This is a genomic window from Rhodococcus sp. GA1 (assembly GCF_024321955.1).
GTDB classification, from domain to species: Bacteria; Actinomycetota; Actinomycetes; order Mycobacteriales; family Mycobacteriaceae; genus Rhodococcus; species Rhodococcus pyridinivorans.
In genome coordinates, this window is sequence record NZ_CP097188.1 from 1 (window position 1) to 24687 (window position 24687).

20 protein-coding genes and 1 pseudogene are annotated in these 24687 nt (G+C 66.1%); 15 read left to right on the forward strand and 6 right to left on the reverse strand.

Annotated features, from left to right (window positions below; genetic code table 11):
• Nucleotides 1-993 carry a helix-turn-helix domain-containing protein gene (locus M3330_RS24060; protein WP_082661309.1) on the forward strand — a complete coding sequence of 331 codons (993 nt, stop codon included), beginning with the start codon at nucleotides 1-3 and terminating at the stop codon, nucleotides 991-993.
• A 459-nt stretch (nucleotides 994-1452) separates the two neighbouring features.
• Here the strand turns inward: M3330_RS24060 and M3330_RS24065 are convergent.
• From M3330_RS24065 to M3330_RS24085, 5 genes and pseudogenes are all read right to left on the reverse strand, one after another.
• Nucleotides 1453-1653: pseudogene (locus M3330_RS24065) on the reverse strand (IS30 family transposase); the annotation flags it as partial.
• Between the two features lie 29 nt (nucleotides 1654-1682).
• Nucleotides 1683-2684: an IS481 family transposase gene (locus M3330_RS24070; protein ID WP_119699186.1), complete on the reverse strand. Its 1002-nt coding sequence runs from the start codon at nucleotides 2682-2684 to the stop codon at nucleotides 1683-1685.
• 233 nt (nucleotides 2685-2917) lie between these two features.
• Nucleotides 2918-3928, reverse strand: coding sequence for a replication protein (locus M3330_RS24075; RefSeq protein ID WP_119699187.1), 1011 nt, complete (start codon nucleotides 3926-3928; stop codon nucleotides 2918-2920).
• Nucleotides 3929-4269: 341 nt separating this feature from the next.
• A complete protein-coding gene (locus M3330_RS24080) occupies nucleotides 4270-4455 on the reverse strand; it encodes a toxin-antitoxin system HicB family antitoxin (protein ID WP_003939322.1) in 186 nt (61 codons plus the stop codon).
• 141 nt (nucleotides 4456-4596) lie between these two features.
• On the reverse strand, nucleotides 4597-5094 hold the full coding sequence (locus M3330_RS24085) for a helix-turn-helix transcriptional regulator (RefSeq protein WP_174824749.1): 498 nt from the start codon (nucleotides 5092-5094) through the stop codon (nucleotides 4597-4599).
• A 229-nt stretch (nucleotides 5095-5323) separates the two neighbouring features.
• On the opposite strand from M3330_RS24085, the gene M3330_RS24090 reads away from it, so the two are divergent.
• The 14 genes from M3330_RS24090 to M3330_RS24155 all read left to right on the forward strand — a co-directional run bounded on the left by M3330_RS24090 (nucleotide 5324) and on the right by M3330_RS24155 (nucleotide 22718).
• Nucleotides 5324-6514, forward strand: a complete 1191-nt coding sequence (locus M3330_RS24090; RefSeq protein WP_244213146.1) for an insoluble domain protein — start codon at nucleotides 5324-5326, stop codon at nucleotides 6512-6514.
• A gap of 26 nt (nucleotides 6515-6540) precedes the next feature.
• Nucleotides 6541-7299 carry a hypothetical protein gene (locus M3330_RS24095; protein ID WP_255029446.1) on the forward strand — a complete coding sequence of 253 codons (759 nt, stop codon included), beginning with the start codon at nucleotides 6541-6543 and terminating at the stop codon, nucleotides 7297-7299.
• 6 nt (nucleotides 7300-7305) lie between these two features.
• Complete coding sequence (locus M3330_RS24100; RefSeq protein WP_119699189.1) at nucleotides 7306-9282, forward strand: cutinase family protein; 1977 nt, start codon at nucleotides 7306-7308, stop codon at nucleotides 9280-9282.
• A gap of 158 nt (nucleotides 9283-9440) precedes the next feature.
• Nucleotides 9441-11045: a peptidoglycan DD-metalloendopeptidase family protein gene (locus tag M3330_RS24105; RefSeq protein WP_244213147.1), complete on the forward strand. Its 1605-nt coding sequence runs from the start codon at nucleotides 9441-9443 to the stop codon at nucleotides 11043-11045.
• A gap of 37 nt (nucleotides 11046-11082) precedes the next feature.
• Complete coding sequence (locus M3330_RS24110) at nucleotides 11083-11757, forward strand: hypothetical protein (RefSeq protein WP_244213148.1); 675 nt, start codon at nucleotides 11083-11085, stop codon at nucleotides 11755-11757.
• Nucleotides 11754-12353, forward strand: a complete 600-nt coding sequence (locus M3330_RS24115; RefSeq protein ID WP_119699191.1) for a hypothetical protein — start codon at nucleotides 11754-11756, stop codon at nucleotides 12351-12353. Before M3330_RS24110 ends, M3330_RS24115 begins: the two co-directional genes overlap by 4 nt.
• Nucleotides 12354-12363: 10 nt before the next feature.
• On the forward strand, nucleotides 12364-13878 hold the full coding sequence (locus M3330_RS24120; RefSeq protein WP_119699203.1) for an AAA family ATPase: 1515 nt from the start codon (nucleotides 12364-12366) through the stop codon (nucleotides 13876-13878).
• A 106-nt stretch (nucleotides 13879-13984) separates the two neighbouring features.
• A complete protein-coding gene (locus tag M3330_RS24125; protein ID WP_225623901.1) occupies nucleotides 13985-14302 on the forward strand; it encodes a hypothetical protein in 318 nt (105 codons plus the stop codon).
• 33 nt (nucleotides 14303-14335) lie between these two features.
• The gene (locus tag M3330_RS24130) at nucleotides 14336-15076 is read left to right on the forward strand and encodes a hypothetical protein (RefSeq protein ID WP_119699192.1); all 741 of its coding nucleotides are present in this window, start codon (nucleotides 14336-14338) and stop codon (nucleotides 15074-15076) included.
• Nucleotides 15077-15078: 2 nt separating this feature from the next.
• Nucleotides 15079-17202 (forward strand): hypothetical protein, encoded by a 2124-nt coding sequence (locus M3330_RS24135; protein WP_119699193.1) that lies wholly within the window; start codon nucleotides 15079-15081, stop codon nucleotides 17200-17202.
• Nucleotides 17202-18794: a hypothetical protein gene (locus M3330_RS24140; RefSeq protein WP_119699194.1), complete on the forward strand. Its 1593-nt coding sequence runs from the start codon at nucleotides 17202-17204 to the stop codon at nucleotides 18792-18794. Before M3330_RS24135 ends, M3330_RS24140 begins: the two co-directional genes overlap by 1 nt.
• A gap of 65 nt (nucleotides 18795-18859) precedes the next feature.
• On the forward strand, nucleotides 18860-20293 hold the full coding sequence (locus M3330_RS24145; RefSeq protein ID WP_119699204.1) for an ATP/GTP-binding protein: 1434 nt from the start codon (nucleotides 18860-18862) through the stop codon (nucleotides 20291-20293).
• The gene (locus M3330_RS24150; RefSeq protein WP_244213151.1) at nucleotides 20290-22101 is read left to right on the forward strand and encodes a type IV secretory system conjugative DNA transfer family protein; all 1812 of its coding nucleotides are present in this window, start codon (nucleotides 20290-20292) and stop codon (nucleotides 22099-22101) included. Before M3330_RS24145 ends, M3330_RS24150 begins: the two co-directional genes overlap by 4 nt.
• Nucleotides 22098-22718 (forward strand): hypothetical protein, encoded by a 621-nt coding sequence (locus tag M3330_RS24155; RefSeq protein WP_119699195.1) that lies wholly within the window; start codon nucleotides 22098-22100, stop codon nucleotides 22716-22718. The genes M3330_RS24150 and M3330_RS24155 overlap by 4 nt, the downstream gene beginning before the upstream one ends.
• Nucleotides 22719-22893: 175 nt before the next feature.
• Here M3330_RS24155 and M3330_RS24160 read toward each other — a convergent pair whose 3' ends face one another.
• Nucleotides 22894-24555, reverse strand: a complete 1662-nt coding sequence (locus M3330_RS24160) for a hypothetical protein (RefSeq protein WP_162919255.1) — start codon at nucleotides 24553-24555, stop codon at nucleotides 22894-22896.
• Nucleotides 24556-24687 lie beyond the last annotated feature (132 nt).

The window sequence follows — 24687 nt, forward strand, 5'->3', positions numbered from 1 at the left end:
ATGGCAGGACATGCGGAGGTAACTCGTTTGTTGACTACCGGAGCGCTCGACGTGGAGAGCATTTCAGCGACCGATCGCGCGACCCAATGGGAATCGGCAACCTCAGCGTTCGGCTTCTCGCTGGCGATGGGTGCGGTCGCCCCTGAGGCCCCGTTCCATCGCGAGTACCTGCGCCGTCGGTGGATCGCGGAGCTGGCACTCGTCGATCTTCAGTGCGGCCGCTCGTCGGCGGCACGTACGACCAGCACGATCGCCGACAGCGATCAGCGGTACATGATCTTGTTGATGATCGAGCGCGGTGAGGAAGTGGTAGCGCAGGGCGGCACGAGGACGGCGCTGCGGCCGGGCGACGCGCTCCTATGGGACTCCACCCGCGCCGCGCGCTTCGACATCCAGCGCAACCTCCGCAAGCGGCTGTTGATGATCCCCGAGCGGGTATTCGAACCAATGCAAGCCGTCGTCCCTCAGGGGGACAGATTCGTTAGCTCGCCCGCCGCGCGACTGCTGATGAGCTATCTCGATTCGCTCTGGGTCGCACTGCCGCAGCTCTCATTGCAGGCAACGATATCGGCGCGCAACGCCACACTCGAGCTGATCGAGGGCGCATTGAGGCCCGGAACCGATCTGCCGGTGAGCGGAACCATTCCGGCGCTGAGGACATCAATGGACCGGTGGATCGACCAACACCTGGCAAGGCTCCACATCACCCCGACGGAGGTCGCGGCCGCACATGCGGTGTCGGTCCGCACGGTTCATCGGGTGTTCGCCGAGACTGGCGAAACTTTGGGGAGTGCGGTTCGGAGGCGCCGCCTCCTCCGCGCCCGGGCGGATCTGGCGGCAACGGATCTGTCTATCTCCTCTATTGCGGCACGCTGGCAGTTCTCAGATGCCAGCCATTTCACCCGGTCGTTCAAACTGCAGTTTGGGCTGTCGCCCACTGCCTACCGGGCAGACGCGCGGCAGGGCGAAGCGTCGGAGGGGGAAGGCTTCTAGTGTCCTGAGTCATTGATTGTTTTATTGACTCGGGTGCAGTAGGCCGCGGATCACATCCGCGGTCTTGGTCCACACGAAGGGTTTCGGGTTCGCGTTCCACACCAGGCGCTGACGTCGTCTTCGAGGATCTGGACGCTGTGGTGCGATGACGTCCTATCGCGCATGTCGCGAAACGATTGGGTCTTGTAGTAGCCGTACCGGCGATCGACAAAGAGGCGGTCGACCTCGATGCGCGCCGATCTCAGTCGAGGATGTACGGGCGATGACGGTGGCCATGAAGGGCCAGCGTCCCGAGCAGTGATCTTCCATACCGATCGCGGCACCCTGAACCGTGCCGGGTTCCTTGCCGCTCCTATGCTGGCGACAACTCCGGTTGGAGAGTGGATCGCCTCGAACTCTTCGGGCGTGATGTAGCCGAGGGTGCTGTGGAGCCGGCGACTGTTGAACCAGTCGACCCACTTCATCGTGCCGAACGTTGCCGGCGAGCCGTTCCTGCACGTACTCGCGCAACGCATCGCTGCCCACCAGCTTCGCAACCTTCGGACGTTGGCGGCCTGTTGCGCCTTCCACTGCGCCGCCAGGGACCTGCTATCCGCTTCGGGTCGCCGCGTTGCGGCGCAGCTCACGTGAAATCGTTCCCGGGTCGAGTCCGATTCTGGCGTGTCCCCGGTGAATGAGTTCGCCCTGTTCTAGATGTATGAGGCCATGACGTTGGTGACACCGGCGCGGAGCTTGCTCGCGGGCGGTCGGTCGCCGACGGCAGTGTGGGGTCGATGGTAGTTGTAGTGCACGTTCCACACGTGCAGGGCCTCCGATCGTTGCTGTTCGCTGGTCCAGGTGCGGGCGTAGAGGAACTCTTCGGCCAGGATCCGGTTGTAGCGCTCGACCTTGCCGTTGTGCCGTGGGGTGTACGGGGTGATTCGCTGATGCCGAGCCCCGTGCAGCACCTTCGCGAAGTCCTTCGCGCGGTAGCAGGACCCGTTGTCGGTCACGATGCGGTGGATGTGGCCGATGCCGTGAGCGGCGAAGAACACCCGGGCCCGGTGCACGAACCCGATTGCGGTCGAAGCTTTCTCGTCGGGCAACGCTTCGGTATACGCCAGGCGGGAGAACCCGTCCACAGCCGAATGCAGGTACACGTAGCCGGCGCGGGCCCCGGCAGCCTTGGCGCGTTCGACCCTCTTGGCGTGCTCGCTGCCGCGACCGTGCACGCGCCAGCCGCCGCCATCGGGGATCCGACCGACCTTCTTGATGTCGACGTGCACCATGTGGCCGGGCCAATGCGCGACGATCCGCCGGGGTTCGCGGTTGCTGTCTCCGGTCGGGTCGAGGAACCTGCGTCGGTTCAGGCCGAGGTGCGCCAGGTGCCGGCTGACGGTGCGCACCGAGATCGGGCACCCGTCGGTGGCCAGTTCGAGGGCGATGCGCCGTGCCGACCACTTCTTCTCACGCCGTAGCTGCTCGATCCGGACCACCACCTCGGCGGCGGTGGTGGTGGGTTGGTGGTGCGGCACGCTGGGGCGATCGAGCAGACCCAACTCACCGAACTGCCGGTGGCGGTGTACCCATTTGCTGGCACAAGCGCGGGAGATGCCCATCTCGGCGGCGACGTGGGAGATCGGACGGGTCTGACACCGCTGCACGAGACGGCGGCGACCCTCGACGGACAGCGGGGCGTTACGGTGGAGCACGGACGGGTTCTTCCTGTTGGCGGATGCGTTGGTGGTACTTCTCATCCTGCCGCGGAAGACCCGTCCGCTTCGCTCAGCCCCCGCCTGGCCTGGTGTCTACAACGTCATGACCCGCAACATCTAGAAGGACCTTCGCGAATCGGATTCATGCAGTCGTCGCAGCCTCTCAGATCGAGAGTGCTGCGACGACTGCGTTGCCTAACTTGCCTCTCACGAGAGGACCGATCCTCGACCTAACGACCCTGAACACGCCGGCCGAAGCGATCAGGGTAAAGCCGTCCAGTTGCTTTATCAGCTTGGTGTCTTGCGAGGACCCGTCGAAGCTGTTCCTTCGCTCTCGCTCGGGTTTGTTCACTGGCCGGGTGGTTGACGGCGCGACGGGCGAGCTCTGCATCGCGAGCTGCGGCGCGTTCGGCCCGGATCTGGGCACGGCGTTCGGCGGGGGTGGGTCCGGCCCATACGTCGGTGAGGGCGCGGAGTTGCCAGCGCAGGAAGGCTGTCGGGGACGCTAGGTGCAGCAGGGTGCGGTCGCGGCGGAACTCGGTGATCCGGTCGGCGATGGCGTCTCCGGTCCAGCGGGTGGTGTCGATGTCCGCGTCGAGGAGTGCGTCGGTGATGCTTCCGATGTGCTGGTGGTCGGTACCGGGCACGTAGTGGCCGTGGCGGTCGATACCTCGGTAGCCGGGCATGACAGGTGCAAGCCTGTCTGCCAGGCGCGCAGCGGCGATCTGAGCGTGCAGGGGTCGTGGACTACGGGAAGCTTTCGTCAGAGCCCGGGCGCGGCGCGAAGCGCGCGCGTTGGTGATTACTCGAGAACAAGAGATACCTGTAGAACCCAAGGGGTTCTCCGGTAGATCCGCATGATTCGGAAACTGGGGATAAACCGAAGGATCCAGCGCAAACTTGCTGGTCAATGCCCATACGGAAGCGGCGCGGAGCTGGCGGCCTCCGTGGGTGAGACTGGCCTCGATGCGTTCGGCGATGGTCAGGTAGCGACCGCATACGATTTCGACTGCGGCTCCGATGCGGCGAAGGATCCGGCGGGCTCGGTCGAGGACGTCGGTGCTGATGCCGGCGTACTCGGCGAGGGTTTCCCGAGCGGCGGTAAGGCTGCGGCCGGTGGATTCGTCGGCATAGGCGGCGTGCGCGTTCGCGGCGGCGATGAACTTGTCCGGGGCGACGCGGTGCTGACGGCAGATTTGGATGCCGGTGTCGCTGCGCGCCCAGGTGATGATCTGGCGCATCCATCCGGCGCGGGAGTCCCAGACGGGGATGGGGGAGTAGGCGCCATCGGCGACGTGGAGGTGGTAGCTACCGCGACGGCGGCCGCGGCGGGTCTTGGGAGCGGCGCGGCCGGGGCCTCGACGGTTGGCACGCCTCGTGTGGACAAAAGTTGAATCAAGCGCGGTGCGCTCGCTAAGATGCATAGCGAAGACTTTCTGGGAGAGAAAGTTCGAATGCCCGAAACGTTTGGCGACCGATCGGGCAGATATTTGGTTTGGAGAACCCTCCACCTTGGCCGGTGGGGGGTTTTCCGCTTCTGAGGGGCGTCTAGTTGGCGGCTACCGTCCCTCTGGGCTGGGGTTTACACGGGCACCGCCTTGATCTCGCGGGCAAGGTCCGGCCTACCGGCTTGGAGTGCGAGTAGGTCGGCGACGTACTGAGACAGCGCGATCCTGGCGTCTTCGGCGTCCCGACGGAGCTGTTGATGCAGCTCCGCGGGGATACGTAGAGTTATCGCGGCGCGGTCGCCTTTGTGTGGCTGTGCCATTGTGCGAACCCCCCGTTCTTCAAGATCGGCCGATGAATCTGCTTCAGGTTAGCGGGCCGAGTGGCCTTTGTCAGTTTCCGCGCACCTCGGCGTGGCGCGTGGTTTTATTGTACGGTTCTAACTTCGCCGAACGAGGTCGGCCTAGAGCTTCTCGAGCATGTCGAGGCGGATCTGCCGGGTGCGCTCCCATACGGTGCGGAGCTCGCGGACTTTGACCTTGTAGATGCGTGCGAGTTCGCGGGCGACCTCAGGGTCGTAGTCGCGCCGGCCCTTCTCTATGCGGGTGAGTGTGGTGGTGCCGACGCCGAGCTTTTGCGCGACATCGGCCTGGTTGAGGCCGGCGAGGGTGCGAAGATCGGCGAGGGTGAGTTCGTCGGAGCGAAGGACGAGCAGGTCACCGATTGTCACGCGCAGCTTCTTCGCGACGTCGGCAAGAAGGCTGGGCGTGGGATTGGCACGCCCGATCTCCCAGGAGCGCAGCGTGGCTTCGGAGATGCCTGCGGCATCGGCCAGGTCGTCTCCGGTCAGTCCGCGCGCTTCCCGTAGGCGGCGAAGCCGGGCTCCACTGAAGCCGCGAACCGTGCTTCTCGACAATCTCCCTCCCTGCTGGGACAGATTCTGGGCTAGGAACTCATCCATCTTGCACCCTTCCTGACGTGCGGATTTGCATTTCCGGTAGTAAGTTGCGGTGGTATTATGATACAAAGAGCCGCAGTGGGCGGGAAAGCGGTCGATCAGTACGCTCAGCTCGCTCGCAAGGGGCACCGAACGGCCGGGGGGCCATGCGGTTATCTCCCCCGGCGCGCCACATGAAACGGGAGGGTTATTCGTGAGCAGACATCGCCGCCGCAGGGCAACCAGTGCGGTCTTGAGCACCGCCACGCTGGCTCCGGCCGCTGCCGGATTGGTCATCGCACTGGCGCCGACCGCGGCAGCGGCTCCGACCGATAATTCCGGCGGGGGGCAGGCCGGGATCACTTCGACACCCGAGCCCGGCGGCGGAGGCCAAGCGGGCATCACCTCGACGCCTCCGGCTCCTGCGCCCGAACCAGCTCCGGCAGAGAACAACGAGGCCGATTACTGGGTTCCGGTGCCGGTGCAGTACCGGGGGGAGACCCGCCCGCTGCCGGGGTACGACTACGAGACCGGCATCTACGATGCCGACTACTACAGCGCGCCGGCCCCGATCGATCCGGGCCGGCTCCATCTGCCGGTCGCAGTCCAGCCGACGGCGCCGATCCAGGCACCGCCGAAGATGATTCGGGCCGGTCGACTGCTGTTCGAGCAGCCGAACTGGGTGTCCGATCCCGATGCGGACGATGTGAACCGCAACACCGCCGCGATCGAGGCGATGGTTACCGATGGCTACCGTTCGGTGGGCATCGAGACGACCGAGGCCGAGCGTCTGGCGGCCGCGCAGGTCGCTGGTGGCGCGGTCGGAGCGATCGGCGGCGCGGCCGTCTTGGGTGTCCCGGCTGCGGTCACCGGTGGTCTGATCGGCGGCACGATCGGCGGCAACCTCGGCGTGGGAGCAGGCAGCGTCCTGGTGCCCGGCATCGGCTGGGTGCCCGGGGGTGTGGCCGGTACGGCGGCCGGGGCCGGTATCGGCGCGGCGGTGGCGGGTGTCCCTGCTGCCGTGGTCGGTGCGGTCGGCGGCGGCGCTCTCGGTGTTGCGGCCGGGACCGTCTACGGCGCGGGTGAGGATGGTTCGCCCATTGACATCGAGGTTCCGGACGTCGACCAGGAGTCGATCACCGACCAGGTCGCCTCCACCCTCACCGAGTGGCAGGCCGATCCGGCCACCGCTCCGGTGGCCGAAGCGGTGACGCAGTTCGTCATGGCCGACGCCCCGGCTCTCGATGCACAGGCCCGCGAGTTCGTCGCAGCGCAGCCGGGCGGCGAGCAGGTGATCGAGCAGGTCGATGACACTCTCGGGTCCTTCTTCGAGGACGCGACGCCGGGCTTGGCCTCGCGTCTGCTCAGTGAAGCGGTCGGAGGCGGTGTCGCCGGCGGGGCTCCCGCTGAGGACGGCGCCGCGGATCCGACGCTCGGCGTCTGAGTCGCGGTCGAGGGGGAGACGAGGCGATGAAACGGAGCAACCTACCGGGTTCACCGCGCGTCCTCGACGCGACGGCACCCCGAACCCGCATGGTGCGCACGTGCGTGTCGGCACCGGTGCCGGAGGAGCGTTTCTCCTCCGCTGGGGGAGCTGGTGCACGTGAGTCGGTGTCTCGGGTGGTGGCGGCGGCCGAGGCCGGTCGCCGCCCCGCTCGGCCGGCTGCGTCGGCGGTGGCGGGATCGACCACCTCCGCGACCCGCTCACCGGTCGGTCGTGGGCTGTTCTACGGCGGCGTCGGCCTGGCGGCTGTCGCGGTGGTGGGCATGGCCGGTTGGGGCGTGTCGGCGCTGGTCGGCGCGCTGAGCGGCGACGACGACGCGGACTTCGGTGGCTTGGTTCCGGCGACGGCAACTGCGGCACCGACCACGGCGGCTGCGGCGGAGGATCGGTGTTCACCCGGCGAAGGTGATCAGGTCTCCGGTGAGGGCGTGATCGCGGCGCTCGAGCACCGCTACTACCTGCTGCGGTCGGGTCCGGCGGTGCGGGAGCTGATGGCACCGGATGCGCCGTTGCCCGACGCGGCGACGATTCAGCAGGGGATCGACACCGTCCCGCTGGGCACGACGCATTGCCTCGAGGTGACGACGATCGGCCCGAACACCTACAGCGCGCAGATCACCGAGGTCCGCCCGGATCGCCCTTACGAGTTCAAGCAGCGCATCACGACGACCACGGCCGAGGACGGCCGGGTGCTGATCCGCTCCATCGAAGCGGTCGGGGGATAGTCCGGGATGAGGAAAGCAGGAATTGCCCTGACGGTCGCGGCGGCGGCCGCGGCCGCAATGACGGCGCCGGCGCCGGCCCATGCTGCCGAGGCGAACGGCTGTGCGCGCACGATCGCGTTGATGATTCCCGGCACGACGGAGACCTCGGCCAATGCCGATCCGAACACCCCGACGGGGATGCTCGCGGCCGTCGGTAATGCGCTCGAACAGCGATACGGGAAGAACCTCGACGCGCTGTATGTGCCGTACCCGGGGGAGGCGTTCTTCAACGGCACCTCGTATGCCGAATCGAAGTCGCGAGGCGACGAGGCGGCGGCGGAGTTGATGCAGCGCTGTGCGACGTCGAAGTTCGTCGTCGCCGGGTACAGCCAGGGCGCGCAGATCGGCAACGATCTGGCCGTCAACATCGGCCACGGCCTCGGCCCGGTGCCTGCGCAGCAGGTCAAGGCGGTGATTCTGCTCGCCAATCCGAAGCGGGGCACCGAGGGTGCGACGTTGATCGGCCCGCCCCTCGCCGGCCAGGGCATCGCGGGGCCGGCGCCGGAGGGGTTCGGCACGCTCGCGGGCAAGGTGTTCGATATCTGCCACCCGGACGATGCGTACTGCAACACCGACGGTGAGTCGACACCGTTCCTGGCGTCGCTGGGCCGGATCATCGCCAACCCTCCCGGCGCGGTGGATGTCTCTGCCGAGCTCACCTCGACCGCGACTCCGCAGACTCCGACGATCACCGGGGAGTCGACAGTGGCGCCATCGTCGCTGGTCGATGAGCTGTCCTCGCCGGGACAGTGGCGCAATGCCGATCTGTCGGCGGCGGTCGGGGCGGCAACGCGGCTGGCCGAGGCGGTGTCCTCGCTCGACGGCGGTGGGCCGACGTCGACCACCTCGGCAGCGAACATCGCCCGGATGACGCAGCAGGCTCGATTGGTGTCGGAGACGTTGACGCCGGTCGACCAGGCGCGTGCGTGGATCGACAGCAATCCGGGTGCGCGCGAGACGTTCACCTCGGCTCCCGCGGGGTCGCCGGAGGCGACGACCGCGGGTGTGCTCGACATGCTCGAGCAGGTCGACGTTCCGGCGGTGCTCTCGGCCGCCGAAGCGGTGACCGACACGAGCACAGCTCTGCTCGAGGCGCGGACCTCGGGTGAGCCGGTCGATGTCGCGACGCTGGCGAGTTCGGCGGACGCGCTGGTGGCGGGTCTGTCGCCGTTGGCGGCCTCGGGTCCGCCGGAGTTGCGGACGGCCACCCATGTGCTCTCGGTGGCCAAGCCGACGACGATCATCAATCAGCTGCTCAACGTCGTCTCCGGCGTGACCGCGGTCGACTATCCGGCGGTGGCGGCCGGGTTGCAGCAGCTCCCGGGCAAGCTCGCCACCGGGGATGTGCGCGGCGCACACGCCATCGCGGGGGATCTGAACAATCAGCTCTCCCCGCTGGTGAAGATGGCGGCCGGGGTGGACTTCAAGACGCTCTCGCGGCTGGTGGCGATGGTTCCGGATCCGTCCGGCACAGCCGCCGTTGCGGCGGTGGTGCTCGATCTGCTCGGCAACGTCGACGTGATCCGGTTGGCGCGCACTGTCGGCGAGATTCAGGAAATCGCCTGGTCGGTCGCCGAAACCGGGAACGTGCTCGAGCTGTCGCGGCTGATGCCGGTCGCGGTGGAGCTCGCGCAGGTGGCCCTCGGCGTGCTCACGCCGGGGCAGAAGATGAGCCCGGAGCAGCTGCACGATCCTGGCGATCCGATCGGATCGCTGATGGCGGTGCAGGTACAGGACAGTGATCTGGCCGGCCTGAGCCGATCGGTGATGTCACTGGCGAGCAGTGACAGTGCGGTCGAGCTCGGGCAGCTCGTGGCGGAAGGATTCACTGCGGCGAGCTTCTACGCCTCGAATTCGCACATCGCCTATCCGAGCTGGTCGCCGGATGGAACCGGCACCGCGATCGACACGATGGTGAACCTCTTCGCCAAGGCGATCGGGTAACACCGGGCGGTTCTGGCGGTGGGTGGTGCCGCCGCCAGAACCGACACCTTCCCGGAAATAACGCGGCATCCGACCTCGGGCGGGCGGATGCGAAGTCACTCACGGTGCATGGCCTGGGCGGGCTGTCGACAAGCACTCGTGCAAAGGGGGTGAGAGATGTGGCTTCTTCGACGTCGAGATTCGCGCTGGCGGCTGGTGTCGTCGCGGTGATGGGGTCGCTGGTGATGTGCGGCAGCGACAACCCCGAGCCGGACAACTGCCTGCCGACGCAGGGAGCGTCCCGGTCGCCGAACAGCCTGCGCGGCGCCTCCGGTAAGAAGGTGCAGCCGATGGTGACCGGCACGTATACGTTCACCTCCGGCTTCGGCCCGCGGTGGGGCGGGCAGCACAACGGGGTCGACCTTGCGGCCCCGATCGGCACGCCCTTCTACGCACCGATGGACGGGATCGTGGTCGCGGCGGGGGATTCCGGCCCCGGTGATGAGGGCGGCTTCGACAACTGGATCATCGTCGATTCGGTCACCTCGAACGGGCGGACCATCTCGACCGTGTACGGGCACATGCACCCCGGCGGTGTGCTCGTCGACGTCGGCGATGAGGTGCGGGCCGGCGATCTGATCGGCGCGGTCGGCAACGCCGGTGGCTCGACCGGCCCGCACCTGCACTTCGAGGTCTGGCCCGGTGGCCGGCTCGACGGCGGATCCCCGATCGACCCGATGGGTTGGCTGGCCGATGCAGGCGAGCTCGATGCGCCCGAGCAGGGGCCGGCCACGCCGAACGTGCGGCTGGTGGCGGCCGAAACCTCCCTCGGTGCGGGCTGCGCCGGATTGGCTCGCCCCGGTGGGAGCACCCTCGAGGCCGGCTCGGTGCCCGAGGAGTTCCGCGAGTGGATCCTCGAGGCGGCACAGACCTGCGACGCGATCGACGCACCCCTGCTCGCCTCCCAGCTCTACCAGGAGAACAACTTCCGCCACGGCCCGAGCGCGCCGGTCTCTGCGTCCGGGGCACGCGGACCGGGCCAGTTCATGCCCGCCACGTGGAGCGGAATCGGTAAGGACTACGACGGCGACGGCGTGGCCGATGTGAACTCGATCGGCGATGCGGTGATGTCGATGGCCGACTACGACTGCCAGATGTGGGAGCTGACGCAGCAGTGGCTTCGTGAAGGGAAAGTCCACGGTGACGGCACGGAGTTGATGCTCTCGGCCTACAACTGCGGCCCCGGCGGCACGCTCGCCTCCGGCGGGGTGTGCGGCAACGCCGAGACCACCGGATACGTCCGCGACATCATCGCTCGCCGCCCCGACTTCGCCGGGGTCGACCAGGCTCCGCGGCCGCCGGTGACCAGTTCACCGGTCGTCGATGCGGCACTCGGGTGGCTGGGCACCGAGTACGCCTGGGGCGGCGGTGATACCAGCGGCCCGACGCGCGGCATCGCCGACGGCGGTGTGGCCGACGCGCATAGCGACCACAACAAGATCGGGTTCGACTGCTCGGGCCTGGTGCTCTACGCAGTCGCCCAAGCGACGGACGGACGAGTCGTTCTGCCGCACCAGGATTCGGCTCAGGTGAGCGATCCTCGTGGGACACCGATCACCACATCCTCGGACTTGAGGCCCGGAGACATCGTGCAGCCGTATCCGGGTCATGTGTGGATCTGGCTGGGGGACAACAAGGTTGTGGAGGCACCCCAGTCGGGCGGGAAGGTTCAGATCACCGAATGGACACCGCCGGAGAATGTCAGAGCCATGCGATTTACTTGATACACAACAGTTTTCATACACCAGGACATCGGGAACGATGAGACACCAGAGAGAGGGCGCCACGGCTGTGAGCGACGAATGGGACAAGGCGGAGGCAGCGGTCCGCAGCCTCGGATCGACCCGGAAGGTCGAGGAGTTGACGGCGTCGGATCTGCGGGCATGGGCGTCGGAGAACACGCTCATGACGCGCACCCAGTGGCCGAAGGTCAAGCGCGAGCTCTACAAGCAGTTCGACGTGGACTACGACGCACTGCGCGAGCGTGAGCAGCGCGAACGGGCGCAGGCACTGACGGCGGCCGCGGCGGACGCGCCGGTGGTCGGCTTGTGGTCGGCCGGCGACGACCGTGGCTCGTTCGCCGTCGTCGGCAACGCGGGCACCAGCGAGGTTGCATGGTACGGCTCGTTCCACAAGGACGATCGGATCTTCCGGCCCGGCGATCAGGATTCGGCCGATGAGGCCAGCGCAGGCAAGGCGGTGTTCCTCGCGGCGAAGGTCCGTGAACACCTCGACGCGGCGGCGGTGCGCCTGCGCCTACGGGTGAGCAGCGAACGCATCGACGGCGTGAAACTGGCCGATCTGGCCGCGAAGAAGCAGGTCATCCTCGACCTCGAGGTGGTGCAGACCGCAAACCCGGCCGAGCAGTGGTGCCTCGAACCCGGTTTCGGCGAGTGGCGGGCGATCCGCCTGTCGGACCTCGTGGTGGCCGAATGATCCGCCGACTGGCCCTGGCCGGCGCCGTCGCCGGGGCACTGACCGTAGCGGGGTGCAGCTCCGGGTCCGAGCAGGATCGGGCGCCGTCGACCTCCACTGCGCAGCGGTCGACCTCGACGCAGGCTTGGCCTCCCACCGAGGCCACCGCACCCCCCGAGCCGTCGACGGTGTCGGCGTCACCGCCGGTCGACACCGACGATCCGGGCGAGCTCGGCCGCACGGTCGTCGAGACCTGGTTCTCCTATGACACCCGCACCGACACCAATCGCAACGACGCCCCGGTGCGGGCCGCCGATCTGGGCGCGCTGACCGGCGAACTCGACGCGCAGGTCCGCGCCGATGTGCAGATCCCGGTCAAGGCCAGCGGTGAGTGGGCACAGTGGGCGTCGCAGGGCGCGACGGTCACCGCCGTGGCGGTGGAGGTCCCCAACCAGGGACAGGCCAACACCGCGACGAAGTATCACGGCATGTACGAGGTGACCAGCACGGTCACCGATTCCAGCGGCACCGAGATCGGCAGTGACGTGCAGTACGTCGCCGTGGTGCTGACCGACAACGGCGACGGGTGGCGCGTGTCGTCCGTCACCACTGTGTGAGGTGAGCGTGATGGCTGACATCGCTGACTACAACCACGAACCGACCGTCGACCCGCGTCGGCTGCGGCTACGCCCGAACCGTCCCGCTGTCGAACCCGAACCGGCTCCGGCTCCCGAGCCTGTAGCCGAGGACATCGCCGATCCGTACGGGGTCGGAGTAGATGCTCTCGCGGCCGTCGACGAGCCGACCGCTCCGACAGCAGTGCCGCCCACCGGGCACGGCGCACTGTTCGACGAGGCCGCCTCACCGGCGCTTTCCCAGCCCGCCCAGTGGGGTTGGCGGGGCCGGATCAATGCAGCTCTGGGCACGAAACTGGCCCCGACACCGGCATCGGCAGAGACAGGCCACCGGGCGGCGGTCGAAGCGATCCAGCGAACGCTGCCGGGTTCGGGCACGGTCGCTGTGGTCAACACCAAGGGCGGAGCCGGCAAGACCCCGACGACGATTGCGCTGGCAGCGATGCTCGGTAAGCATCGCGGCCGCGGGGTCGTGGCGGTGGACATGAGCGAGGCCGGCGGCACCCTCGGCATTCGCGCAGCGCGCACCGCACCCATCGAACGCACGGTGTGGGATGTCCTCGACAACGCATCGCGGCTGATGTCCGCCGACGTCGAGGCGGGGGAGCTGGCGGCGTATCTGCGGCTCCAGCCCACCCACGACGAGATCCTGGCCGGGGACACCGATTCTTCCTATGACGACATGCTCGGCGAGGACGAGTGCGCGGCGTTGGGCGCGGTGCTTCGTCGCCACCGCGACCTGCTGATTATCGACACAGCCACCACTCCGCAGGCCGGGGCGTGGCAGTGGGCGGTACGCCATGCCGACGTGCTGGTGGTGCCGCTGCCGATGCGCCGGGACATGGCCCAGCACGCCTACGCGATGCTCGACGGCCTCCGTAAGCGGGGCTTCGAGCATCTGGTGCGTTCGGCGATCGTGCTGCTGTGCGCGACGCCGGGGTCCGATCCGAACCTCGAAACTGCGATTGTCGACGAGTTCGACTCTCTCGGGGTGCAGACCTACGTTCGGGTCCCGTTCGAGCCGGTCTTCGCCACCGGTGAGCGGATCACGCTCGAGGCGTTGTCGCAGAGTTCGATCATCGCGTGGACGAATGTCACGGCGATGGTGACCGATGCGCTGGCCGAGGCCATCGTCGAGCGGCAGGCCGGACTCCGGCAGCAAGGGGTACCGGCTCCGGCGGTCGCCCCGGAGCCGAATCCGCCGACGTTCGCGGCGAACGTTCCGAGCTTCGTAGCGCCCCAGCCGGCCCCGGCTCCCGAGTCGGTTTCCACAGCTGAGCCGTCTCCGACCCCGGTAGCCGAACCCGCTGCCGCTCCTGCTGTCCGGGTGCCTGAGACGGACCCGGCTCGGGACCTGCCCCTGGATTACCGGCCCGCCGCCGCGGCGGCGGAAGCGGCCCCCGAACCGGATGCCTCGATCGAATCGGCCGCTGAGGTGCACCAACCGCCGGCCCCGGCGCGACGGCCGCAACCACCGAAGCCGTCGAGCTTCGATCCCTACGCCTGACCTTCTGTGTGAAAGGAACCCTGTGATGTCTCGCAATACCTCGATGCGGTCGCTACCTCGTAGCGTGGCCCGCGCTGCGTCCCTGTTGTCGGCCACGATCGGCACGGTGTTGCTCACCGCCGGTACCGCCTCGGCTCAGACCGACAATCCGCTCGACGGAATCTCCCCTGATCTGGGGGTGTTCGGTCCTACGTTCCAAAGCACCTGGTCGCGGATTGCGGGCGGTATCTGGGGTGCGGTCCTGGCGGTATCCGCAGTCAACCTGATCATTTCGCTCTACAAGATCCGCAAGGCTCGCGCCGGGGGCTACCAGAGCGAATTGAGCGATTCGATGGATTCGGCCAAGACCGCTGGTGTGGCGTTCGGTTGCGTGGCCGGAGCCGGGATCATCGTCGGCGCCATCTTGTTCGTCGTCAACGGCTGATAGCCGATCTACCAGCACTGTTAGGAGAATCAGATGGCACCCGATTTCAGCTCGATCAAGCCGGGCTCCCAGCAATCGGCCCCGGCCACACCACCTCCGCCGTCCTCGGCGAGCACTGTCGAGGCGGGCGGCTGGAAGGCGCGATTCGCCAAGCTGCCCACGTGGTTCAAGATCGCCCTGCCGGCCGCTCTCGTGGTGACGATCCTCGTCACCCTTCTCGGGGGATCGGGCGGTTCGGAGTCCGACACGGTGCGGACCGGGCACGGGCCGAACTCGATCACCAACGGTGTGCCGCACGGCTACGACCGCACCGAGGCCGGAGCGCAAACCGCCGCTGCCAACTTCGTGCAGGCAGTGAGTCAGGTCGCCCTCGGGCGGATCACCGCCGAGGACGTGAAGAACGGCCTGGTGGGTGACGACGCCAGCGATGCTCTGATCGCCATTGTCGAGGACAACGTGTCTCACTCCGAGGACTCGGTGATGAACACCATCCCGGCCTTGGTCAACGTCACCGAGTATTCGGACGACCGTGCGGTGGTGTCGGTGTGGGCGGTCTCGACCAGCCAGGAGGATCTGAGCGGCACGGGCAAGGTCAGCATCACGACGTTCTGGTCGACGACGACGGTGACCTTGGAGTGGGAGGGCGGGGACTGGAAGGCCGTCGATTGGGCGTTCCGTTCCGGACCCGAGCCCGAAGAGGTCTCGTTCCCCGAAGGGGATTCCACTCTCGCCGAGTTCGGCGCGAACGGCCTATACACCTTCTTCGTGGAGTAATCATGCGATCCCTTGTCCGTACTTTTCTTGCGGTGCTGCTGGCGGTGCTCGCGTTGGCCTTGAGTGCGACGCCCGCGGGGGCGCAGCCGCTCAGTGGCGCTGCCGAGGGGTGGCCTGCCGGGATGCCCGACGAACTCAAAGAGTTCTTTCCCGGTCACCCGGAGTTCGAGGCGGCCGGGTGGTCGACCGATCCGGCGTGTGCGGACAAGGGTGGCGACTACGGCCTGTATCTCGCGCAGTACCTCCGCTTCGACCAGCAGATTCTCTACTGGGCGTCCCCGGTGACGCAGCGCATCGCCCAGTACGCCGACCTGATGGGCGTATCGGAGGAAGAGGCGAAGCAGGCCGTGCTCGACGGCCAGTCTCCGACCACCTGGCCCGAGTCCTTCCCGGGCGGCGACGAGACATTCTCGCCGCCGAAGGTGTGCGCCGCTGATCTGGCGAAGTGGTCCGAGTCTGCCGGAAATCCCTGGGGATTCACCTGGGCGGCTAAGCCCGATGCGGGCTCCATCGAACTGATGAAGCAGCAGCGGTGGGTCGACAATCTGCCGGACGACATCTTCGAGAATCCGTGCAGCGACCACGAGATGCTGTGCAACCGGGCCTACTTCCTCGACTGCGGCAAGGCTTCGGGGCCGGATGAACTCAAGCAGTGCCGGTCCTGGAACAAGCAGGTCGGCGCGATGTTCGGCGGCATCTGGAACTGGAAGGAACAGAACAAAGACCTCGCCGACCGGTTCGTCGACCTCGCCGAACTCGGCGGTGTCGTCCTCGAGGCTGCCACCCCGTTGCACATCAAACTCGGTGTCGGCCTCGGGATGGATGCTCTCGACAAGGCCGGCGATGTCATCGCCTTCATCGACGATCCGGGCAGCGTGATCGACGACTGGGCCAACAGCACCAAGGAAAGCGCGGTATCGCTGACCGCCTCGGTCCTCGAGGGCTTGGCGAACATCCACGAGTTCAACCCGCGGGACGAGGGTTTCCTGCGGTGGTACGCGGTCAGTTGCGGAATCGGGGTGTTCGTCATGTCGATCACCGCACTGTTCACGATCTACCGAACCTCGGCACAGAAATCGACCCGCATGGAACTGGCGCACAGCCTGATCGGATATGCCCCGTTGGGTGTGCTGTCGATGATGTTCGCCCCGGCCGCCGCCGAAATGCTGGTCCAGCTCTCGCACGCGCTGACCACCTCCCTGTCCGGCCTGCTCAAGCAGGACTTGGAGCAGGCGGTGGTGTCGGTGTCGACGATGCTCGGAGGCATCACGAGCGACACCGTCGTCGGTGGCTCTCTGACCGGCATCGTGTTCTTCGGGTTGTTGTTTCTCGGGTCGTTGGCGTTGTTCTTCGGCATGTTGATGCACGCCGCTGCCTTGCCGATCCTCGCCGGCCTGACCGGTGTCGCGTTCGGATTGTGGGTGCATCCGACCCTGCGGAAGAAGGCGATGCGCCCGATCTTCGTCTTCATCTCGATCGTGTTTTCCAAGCCGGTGATCTTCCTCGGTCTGGGGTTCTTGACCACGGTGCTGATCGACAGCAGCGCCGGGGCCTACGTCGACGGTGACCTCGCATCGCTCGGTGCCCTGGCGATGTCGGCGGTGTGCATCGGACTGGTCGGGCTCGCACCGTGGTCGCTGCTCAAGTACGCCCCGTTCATGCCGTCAAGTGAAGATTCGGAAGGCTTCGGCGATACCGGCTCGGCGACCGGACAGGGGCTGGGCGGCACGTTGCAGACCGCGCAGATGGCGATGATGGCCCGCGGCGGTGGTGGCGGTGAGGTCGCTGTGGCCCGCTCCGCAGGGGCGGCACACGCCCATCCTGTCGGCGGCGGGGGCGTCGGTGGGGGAGGGGCCTCCACCTCGAACGGGTCGAAGTCTCATGGTTCGGCCGGGTCGACCTCCCACCAACATTCGGGTGTTACCGCAGGTCATAGCGGTAGTGGGCACGGTGGGGCGAGCACCCGCAAGCTCATGGGTGCGGCCAAGGGCGTCTCCGGCACGGTCGCCTCGGCCGGGGTCGGTGCGGTGGTAGTGGCCGGGACGGTCGGCGGTGCGGCACTGAACAAGGCGGCGCAGGCAGCGCAGAACGCTCCCGAGCGGGCCGAGGGCATGGGAGATCAGTGATGAGTGACAATGAGCAGCGCACCTCGATCCTCGGCTCGGAAATCGCTCGCCGAGGACTGATCCCCGTTCCCGAACCAGTGCTGTTCGCCTATGCAGCGGCGCTGATGGTCTCGATGTTCCTGTTCGTCTTCTTCGGATCGACGATCTGGACACTGACCGGTGTCCTCGCGGTAGTGGGCGGCACCCTGTGGGCGACCACCGACTTGGGCGGCCGCCGGTCATGGGCGGGGGAGAAGCTGCACCGGATCCGAGATCGGCGGCGGCGAAAGCACGGTGAGCACGTCTACCGGGCACCCGGTGATGAGTTGTACGGGGTGCTCGGGGCCGATCCGGGCTGGGAGTTCCCGGTGCCGCTCGGGGATGTCGCTCCGCTGGATCTGACCGATACGGGTCTCGATGACATGTTCATCCTCGAGCACCGGACGCCTGGTGACAACAACTACTACTCGGTGGTGCTGTCGATTCAAGGGCTCGCCGAAGGGTTGCGCGGCGCGGAGGAATGGGCGGTGACCTCGCAGGCGTTCTCGCGCACGCTGGCCTCGTTCGCGCGCCGATCCTCGCTGCTTCGAGGGCTCGAGATGGTGCACCGCTCGGTGCCGGCCGATCTGACTCCGCATGTGGCGTGGATGGAATCGGTGGTGCGGGCGAATCCTCATGCACACCGGGTGATGCCCGCGGTCGAGTCCTACGGCCAGCTCATCGACGGTCTGGCCCCGGAGTCGGAAGAGCATCGTTGCTACGCCACGCTGATCTTCCCGAAGTCGGTCGAGTTGCTGTCGGCGGCCGGCGCGGTCGCCAAGCGTAAGGGCGTAGAGGTGAGGGCCGGTATCGGCCAGGTCATCGTCGAGGAGACCATGCGGGCGGTCGGTGCGCTGACCTCGGCTCGACTCGGTCAGGTGCAGGTGCTCGGCCAACAGCGTGCCTGTGCGGTGTTCCGCTCGATGCTCGATCCGTCCTATGCGCTCGATGCCCATCGTGGCGCGAGCTGGGGCAACTGCTGGCCGTCGTATGTCGGCGGGGACCTGTCGGCACGGGTGTCCGATCGATGGGATACCCGTGTCGGGTTGATCCGGCCCGGTTCGATCGAACCGATCCCGCTGCACGCCGAATGGCTCTCGCCGCTGTTGACCGGCGTCGACCCCGACCCCGGCGATCCCGTCGAAGGGATTCCGGCCCAGCCGACGATCCGCACGGTGAAGGTGCGGATGGATTTCGTCGATGCGGTCAAAGCGCGCCAGGTGGCACGCAAGGACGCGACCGAGGATGCAGCACGCCAGTACAAGGAGCGAAAGAAAGGCCAGGTCACCGACGGGGCATCGGAGGTCATGGCGTCGGCGTCGCTGCGTCGCCGCGAAGACCTCAAGCCGGGATCGGGGCATCACGGGGTGATCTGGTCGATGGCGGTGTCGGTCACCGCACCGGATGAGGATGCGGTGATGCGGGCGTGTGCGCGGCTCGAGCAGGCCGCCGACCAAGCCGCCATCAAGGAGTTCACCTGGTTCGACGACAGCCACGATGTCGCGCAATTTCTCACTCTGCCGCTCGGCCGCGGTCTCGCGGCCACCAAGTACACCCGGGCCAAGGGGGTCTGATGCCGTCACTACGCAGCCGCACAAAGGGCGCTGCGCCTGCGCCGACCGCGCCGGAGGTGGGTCAGGTGGACACGCCGGTGGTTCCTCGTCGGCGTCCGCCGAAGCGCAACAAGTGGCTCGACCGGTGGGGCTGGTACGAACCTCGCCCGGAAGGGGTGTGGTCGACGACCCGGCAGGCCGAAGCGCTGAATCTGGCGACCACCCGCAAGAACGTGCGCCACGAAGGTCTCGTGTCGGGGCGGAACCTGATGTCGAATGCGCTGGTCATCACCGATCCGTTCGCGTTGTACGGCAGTGAGATCGAGAACATCAACGTCGCGGTGGTCGGTGACATCGGCAAGGCGAAGTCCTCACTGATCAAGACCACCCTGGGGCTGCGGCAGATCGCGGCCGGCCGTCAGGTCGTGGTGATCGACAAGAAGCGTCAGGGTGATCGCGGTGGTGAGTACACCGAGCTCGCCAAGTCGCTGGGGGTGCCGTCGATCAGGTTCAAGACCGGCGGTGACGGAGCGCGGTTGAACATCATGGACCCGGCGATTTCGTCGTCGGTGACCACTTCCGGCGGCATCGTGCCAGCCGGTCAAGAAGTGCTGATCGCCGCGGTACTCGAAGACACCATGCAGCGAACGTTGGTGCAGACGGAGATCGCGGCGCTGAACCTGGCGCTGAGACTGGTCAACGAACGTGCCCGCAGCGAGGGCACCGAGCCGATCCTGCGTGATGTCGCAGATCTGCTGCTGTCGACGCCGGAAGAAGCGACGGCCACCTTCGGTGCGGTGTGGGAGAAGGAAGCGTGCCGGTGGGGTCGGGATCCGGGCCTGGCGCTGCGGCAGCTCTGCGAAGGGGATCTGCGCGGGTTGGTCGATCAGCCGACCTCGGCCGATGTCCGTCATGCGCTCGACCATCCGCTCGTGCACTTCGACGTGTCCGAACTGCCCAACAAGGGACCGGCGCTGCGGGTGGTGATGACGGTCATCAACACGTGGCTGTCGAATGTACTCGCGGCGCGAGCATCCGAGCACAAGCAGACCATTCTCATCGTCGAGGAAGGCTGGCACATCGCGGAAGGCTCCACCGGCCGGGTGTTCCGCGACAACATGAAGCTCTCTCGCGGCCTGGGCCTGTCCACGGTGTCGGCGTTCCACCACATCGCCGACCTCCCGGCCGATTCTCCGGCCAGGGCGTTGATGCAGGAAGCCGGGATCGTGTTCCTGTACGGGCAGGACCGGGTGGACGACGCCGAGCAGACGGTTCGCATGTACCACCTGCCCGAATACTGCGTCGATCTGCTGATGTCGATGCACAAGGGGCAGTGCCTCGTCGTGATGGGCAAGTCCGATCCGGTGTTGATGAAGCACGAGCGGTCCCCGCTCGAGATCACCCTCACCGACACCGATGAGGTCATTCGGGGTGAGGCGAGCACGCTGGTCGGGCAGACCCGTCTCCCGGACACTCTCGATGCCGAGGAATTGGCCGAGCTGGTGGGGGTGGTGCAGTGAACGCGCGGGATCAGCAGCGGCCGACACAGCCGGTGATTCCGGTCGGCACCGGCCCGGTGGTCGTGGTGATCGGCGGGGTGCTGTGGACGGTGTACGTCGGGGGCGCGGTTGCCGGCCTGGTGACCGGGGCGGGTCCGGTGTTTCCGGAAGGGCTGTACGGCACGTTGGCGGTGCTGCGGGCGTTGGTGCTCACGCCGGGCGATCCGACGGGGGGCTGGCCCGAGGACTCGCGGCCGGGCTCGGCGGTCGCGGTGTGGGTGTGCCTGATCGCGGCGATGCTGGTCTATATCGCCGTCGTCCTCGTGATCGACGGGAAGATGTCGGCACGTCAGCGCGCTCAGCGCACGCGCCAAGAAGGGTTTGCGGATCGGGCGGAGCTGCGCAATCGCGGTCTCGACCGCAGGAGCGCGGTGAAGGCCGCGAAGACGAACCGGGCGAGCCTGGGTGATACTCCGGCCCGCAAGATCGACGCGCATCAGGTGGCGACCCGGATCGGCACGCTCTACGGCGAGCATGGCAAAGATGCCGAGGTGTTCGTCCAGTACCGGGACGGCACGCTGGTCGAGGGTCCGACCGGTTCGGGCAAGAGCTGGCGGTTGGCCTGGCAGCGGATCGTCGAGTCGGTCGGGTTCGTGCTGGCCACGACCACCAAACCTGATCTGCTGTGGTCGACGGTGGGGCAGCGGTTGGCCTCCGGTCCGGTCGAGGTGTTCGACCCCGAGGGCATCACGCGGTGGCCGACCCGGATGCGGTGGTCTCTGCTGGCCGGCTGCGACGACCCGGACACGGCGATCCGACGTGCCGATGCGCTGGTGCAGGCCGTTCCCCTCGGCGATACCAAGAACAGTGGGTACTTCTCGACGAACGCAGCGAAGTACCTGCGGTGCTGTCTGTATGCGGCCGCGGTGTCCGGTGGGGATGTGACTACCTTCTATCGCTGGGCGATGCAGCGGCAGGTGCCGAAGGTCAAGGAGATTCTGGACCGGGACCTGCCGACGTGGAGCGTGGAGTATTCGCAGCTCGGCGGCTCGGGATCGGATTCGGTCGACGATGTGATGTCGACGGTCTCGACGCTGCTCGATCCCCTCGCCTCACCGAAGCTGATGGCGGCAGTCAATGTCACCGCCGACGAGTCGGTGAACCTCGCGCAGCTCATCCGCGACGGCGGGACGCTGTATCTGATCTCCGAAGGCTCCTACGGCTCGAGTGCACCGATCGTCACGGCGTTGGCGGCGGAGGCGTATTACATGGCCAAAGAGATTTCCCGGGAGTACCCAGAGGAGAGAATCGACCCTCCGGTGCGGTTCGTTCTCGATGAGGTCAACAACGTCGCTCCCATCCCGGATCTGCCCGACAAGGTATCCGACAGCGCCGGGCGAGGAATCTCGATCTGGGCGTTCTGCCACGGTCAGGAGCAGAACATCCGGCGATGGGGGCCGAGCGCGGGGAAGATGTTCACGACGAACTCGCCGGTGCGGATCATCCTGCCCGGCCTCGGTGATGTGAACGAGCTCGAGCAGATCTCCCGATTGACCGGTGAGCGCGAACAGTGGTGGTCTCCGACGCAGGCTCCTCGGCAGACGAAGGTGATGACCGCCCCGGAGATTCGCGGAATGCCTGCTGACCAGGCATTGATGATCTACCGGGGTGCGGCTCCGGCTCGGGTCCATCTCCCGCTGGTGTGGGACATTCCGCACTGGAAGAAGCGGGTGCTCGACTCTCGAGAGGTCTACAACTGGGTCTGCGAGACGGGGGAGCTGCCCGATTGGGCCTGGTCCCGCACGGGCGGGGAAGTGGTGTTCGGATGAGCGGGTACACACCGGGCCGGCTGTCGTGGCGGCATCTCGACCAGGAACAAGCACAACAGCTGTGGGACGAGTTGATCGACTGGGTGGAGTGGTTTCGCGGCTGCTACCGGCTCACCGATCGGATCAAGGGCTGCTGGTATCGGCATCCGAAGATGGTCGAGGAACTGACGGCGGCGATGTCGGCGCACAAGGTCGCCTACGAACAGCTCGGCGACGGTCAGGTGCATTCGTGGTCGCCGGGAAGCTGGCACTACCAGGTCTATCAACCGCTTCTGCAACGGCTGGCGGCCAACTCCGACGAGTTCGGCGACTGTATCGACGGGCGTTGTGAGCCGCCGACCGTGCAGGTCACGCTGCTCGACGGGGTGCGGGAGTGGATCGCGGTCGACATCGCGACGCGGCCGACCCCGATCGCGGCGGCGGTCGCCGCGACCGGATCGCTCCCGGACTCGGGCAATGGAGCGGGGCCTGCGGTGATCGATGCTGCGCGGATGGTCGATCTGACCGACTCGGGCGATGCCGAACCGGTCGATCCTGACGACGAGTTCGGGCCGGTCTCGTATGACGGTCACGTGTGGGAGTGGTCCGACGATACGGAGGGGTACGTGCGGACCTAGAGACTGCCGAGGGACACAGGGCTGGGCTCACCACCTGGCCTTTCCTCGGTGTGGCGGTCGGCCGGCGGAAGTGCCCGCCCAGGCACCGGCGACCGACCGCCACAAACCCGCCACGGTCTCGACCGAGTTCAGGACTTGGTCGAGACCGTGGTCATGCGAGGCAACTGCTTCCCTTCTACATGCGAAGCGCTCGCTTTTGCGCTTCCTGTGATACATCAAGCGTTCTTAGGATTTGCGCCCGCACAATCCGGTGGAGTATGTCCGAGACCTCGGCAAGGTCGCCGGCCGGGTAGCCCCTGTTTCCATGAGCAAGATCGTTCCTTATCTGACTCAGAGAGCGGCCTATCTGCCCGTCATGGCCATACCCTTTGTCCACCTCGACGACAAGATTTGTTGATTTCAGCCTGTCCAACAAACTATCGGCGTCGACCTGGTGAAACAATCTCCTCAAGGCAACAGACAAGTCAGAAGGGGGGCGTTTTGATATGTTATTTTTTACGAAATTCAAGTCTTTCGAATCAAACTCAACTTCCTTGTTCTCGACCAAACACTTAAGTCGGGTGAGCAATTTTTCTCGAGTCTCAATCCGATCCTTGCTTTTCTTTTCGAATTCACTCCGATTCTGATACCCGTACAGACCCTCCAAACAGGGGACTAGCGTGAGATAGCGCGCCCGAGGGTGCTGAGTGTCCCGGAGCATGACGGGGTTGTAAGTTTCAAGTATCGGGTTGTGGTCGTCGAGTTGCCTGCACCACGTGCGAATCAAATCCAGGAGCGAACTGTGATCCTGAGGGATTATAAATGTGCTGTTCGCCTCGTTTATAGCACGCTGCCTGGAGGAGTACGGCTCCTGCGTGATACCCGAGCCCCAGACTTGCACCTGGGCACTGAAATCTTGATCTCGACCACCTTCCAGGTTGAGAGATAAATGTGTAATTACTTCCTCTCGGCCGGTAGCTACCGAAACAATTCGTTTCAAGGGATCAGCCCAACGGTCGATCCAATCACGTAGAGTAATTCCAGTAGCGACGCCGATCTCAACTATCGGGGTAAATGCGACCCTGAAGTGATACGGATCAAATACCGAGTATTCTGTACGGAATCCGAGGGTAAGCTCGGCATCGTCATCAGACCAAGTCTGATTGCTCTTGTCGTTTGCTACAGCTCCCCACTCCGCGACCTGCTGCTCTTGATCCGTCTTTGTTTCATCGGAAGTCTGAGCTGGCGAACTGCCGGGGAACTTTGTCTTAGCCAGTGGCCTGAACCCGCAGATCGCGTCGAGATTTGTTACTTGCATGGTTGCACCGACGAACGCGGGCACTTCACCGTCCGTCAGATACGAGAGCAGATCGGTTCCGGTAAGTGCAGCAGCGGCCGTTATGTCCGCCTGCCCCAAATTCCACACTGTAATGGTCACATCGAGAAGCAGGACGTCGAAAGAATTGTCCTCCAACTTGCCATGTAGCCAGGGAAGCTTGAATGTCATCGGTAGGAGGTGCTGGGCCTCACCCGACTCTGGATCAACCGCAGGATCTGGCAGCCAGCCATACAGCGTCCCCCGAGGGAACCTATTCGGATCATGTTTTACGTCACCGGGGAAGAGTCGGGGTTCGTCATCGCCCTCTTCTGGCTCGTCCTCGCCTTCGGACCCTTCGACGCCTTCCGGAGCCTGATCTCCGTCGGGCACCTGGACGCCTTCCGGGTCCTCGTCGGTCATCGCGATCAGGACTATTTCAGACCGATTTTCCCTGGTATTGGCCAGGTCGGCAGGAATCCTCCATTGACAACGATGGGTTCCGGCGGCCGGGCGCATCCTAAGAGCTACATCATCAGACATGACGGAATCATGCTCTTCGCCTGACTCTCACGTCCGGCAGACCTCACGCGGATGTCCTTGCGTGCCGCAGTCTGACTTCTAGGACCAGGTGAGTGCTGAGTCCCGATTAGGGGGCTCACCACTTTTCCCTCG

Coding starts and splice junctions, on each gene's coding strand:
- M3330_RS24060 (WP_082661309.1), top strand. CDS start 1: ATGGCAGGACATGCGGAGGTAACTCGTTTGTTGACTACCGGAGCGCTC.
- M3330_RS24075 (WP_119699187.1), bottom strand. CDS start 3,928: ATGCGCCAGATCATCACCTGGGCGCGCAGCGACACCGGCATCCAAATC.
- M3330_RS24080 (WP_003939322.1), bottom strand. CDS start 4,455: ATGGCACAGCCACACAAAGGCGACCGCGCCGCGATAACTCTACGTATC.
- M3330_RS24085 (WP_174824749.1), bottom strand. CDS start 5,094: ATGGATGAGTTCCTAGCCCAGAATCTGTCCCAGCAGGGAGGGAGATTG.
- M3330_RS24095 (WP_255029446.1), top strand. CDS start 6,541: ATGAAACGGAGCAACCTACCGGGTTCACCGCGCGTCCTCGACGCGACG.
- M3330_RS24100 (WP_119699189.1), top strand. CDS start 7,306: ATGAGGAAAGCAGGAATTGCCCTGACGGTCGCGGCGGCGGCCGCGGCC.
- M3330_RS24110 (WP_244213148.1), top strand. CDS start 11,083: ATGAGACACCAGAGAGAGGGCGCCACGGCTGTGAGCGACGAATGGGAC.
- M3330_RS24115 (WP_119699191.1), top strand. CDS start 11,754: ATGATCCGCCGACTGGCCCTGGCCGGCGCCGTCGCCGGGGCACTGACC.
- M3330_RS24120 (WP_119699203.1), top strand. CDS start 12,364: ATGGCTGACATCGCTGACTACAACCACGAACCGACCGTCGACCCGCGT.
- M3330_RS24130 (WP_119699192.1), top strand. CDS start 14,336: ATGGCACCCGATTTCAGCTCGATCAAGCCGGGCTCCCAGCAATCGGCC.
- M3330_RS24135 (WP_119699193.1), top strand. CDS start 15,079: ATGCGATCCCTTGTCCGTACTTTTCTTGCGGTGCTGCTGGCGGTGCTC.
- M3330_RS24140 (WP_119699194.1), top strand. CDS start 17,202: ATGAGTGACAATGAGCAGCGCACCTCGATCCTCGGCTCGGAAATCGCT.
- M3330_RS24155 (WP_119699195.1), top strand. CDS start 22,098: ATGAGCGGGTACACACCGGGCCGGCTGTCGTGGCGGCATCTCGACCAG.
- M3330_RS24160 (WP_162919255.1), bottom strand. CDS start 24,555: ATGTCTGATGATGTAGCTCTTAGGATGCGCCCGGCCGCCGGAACCCAT.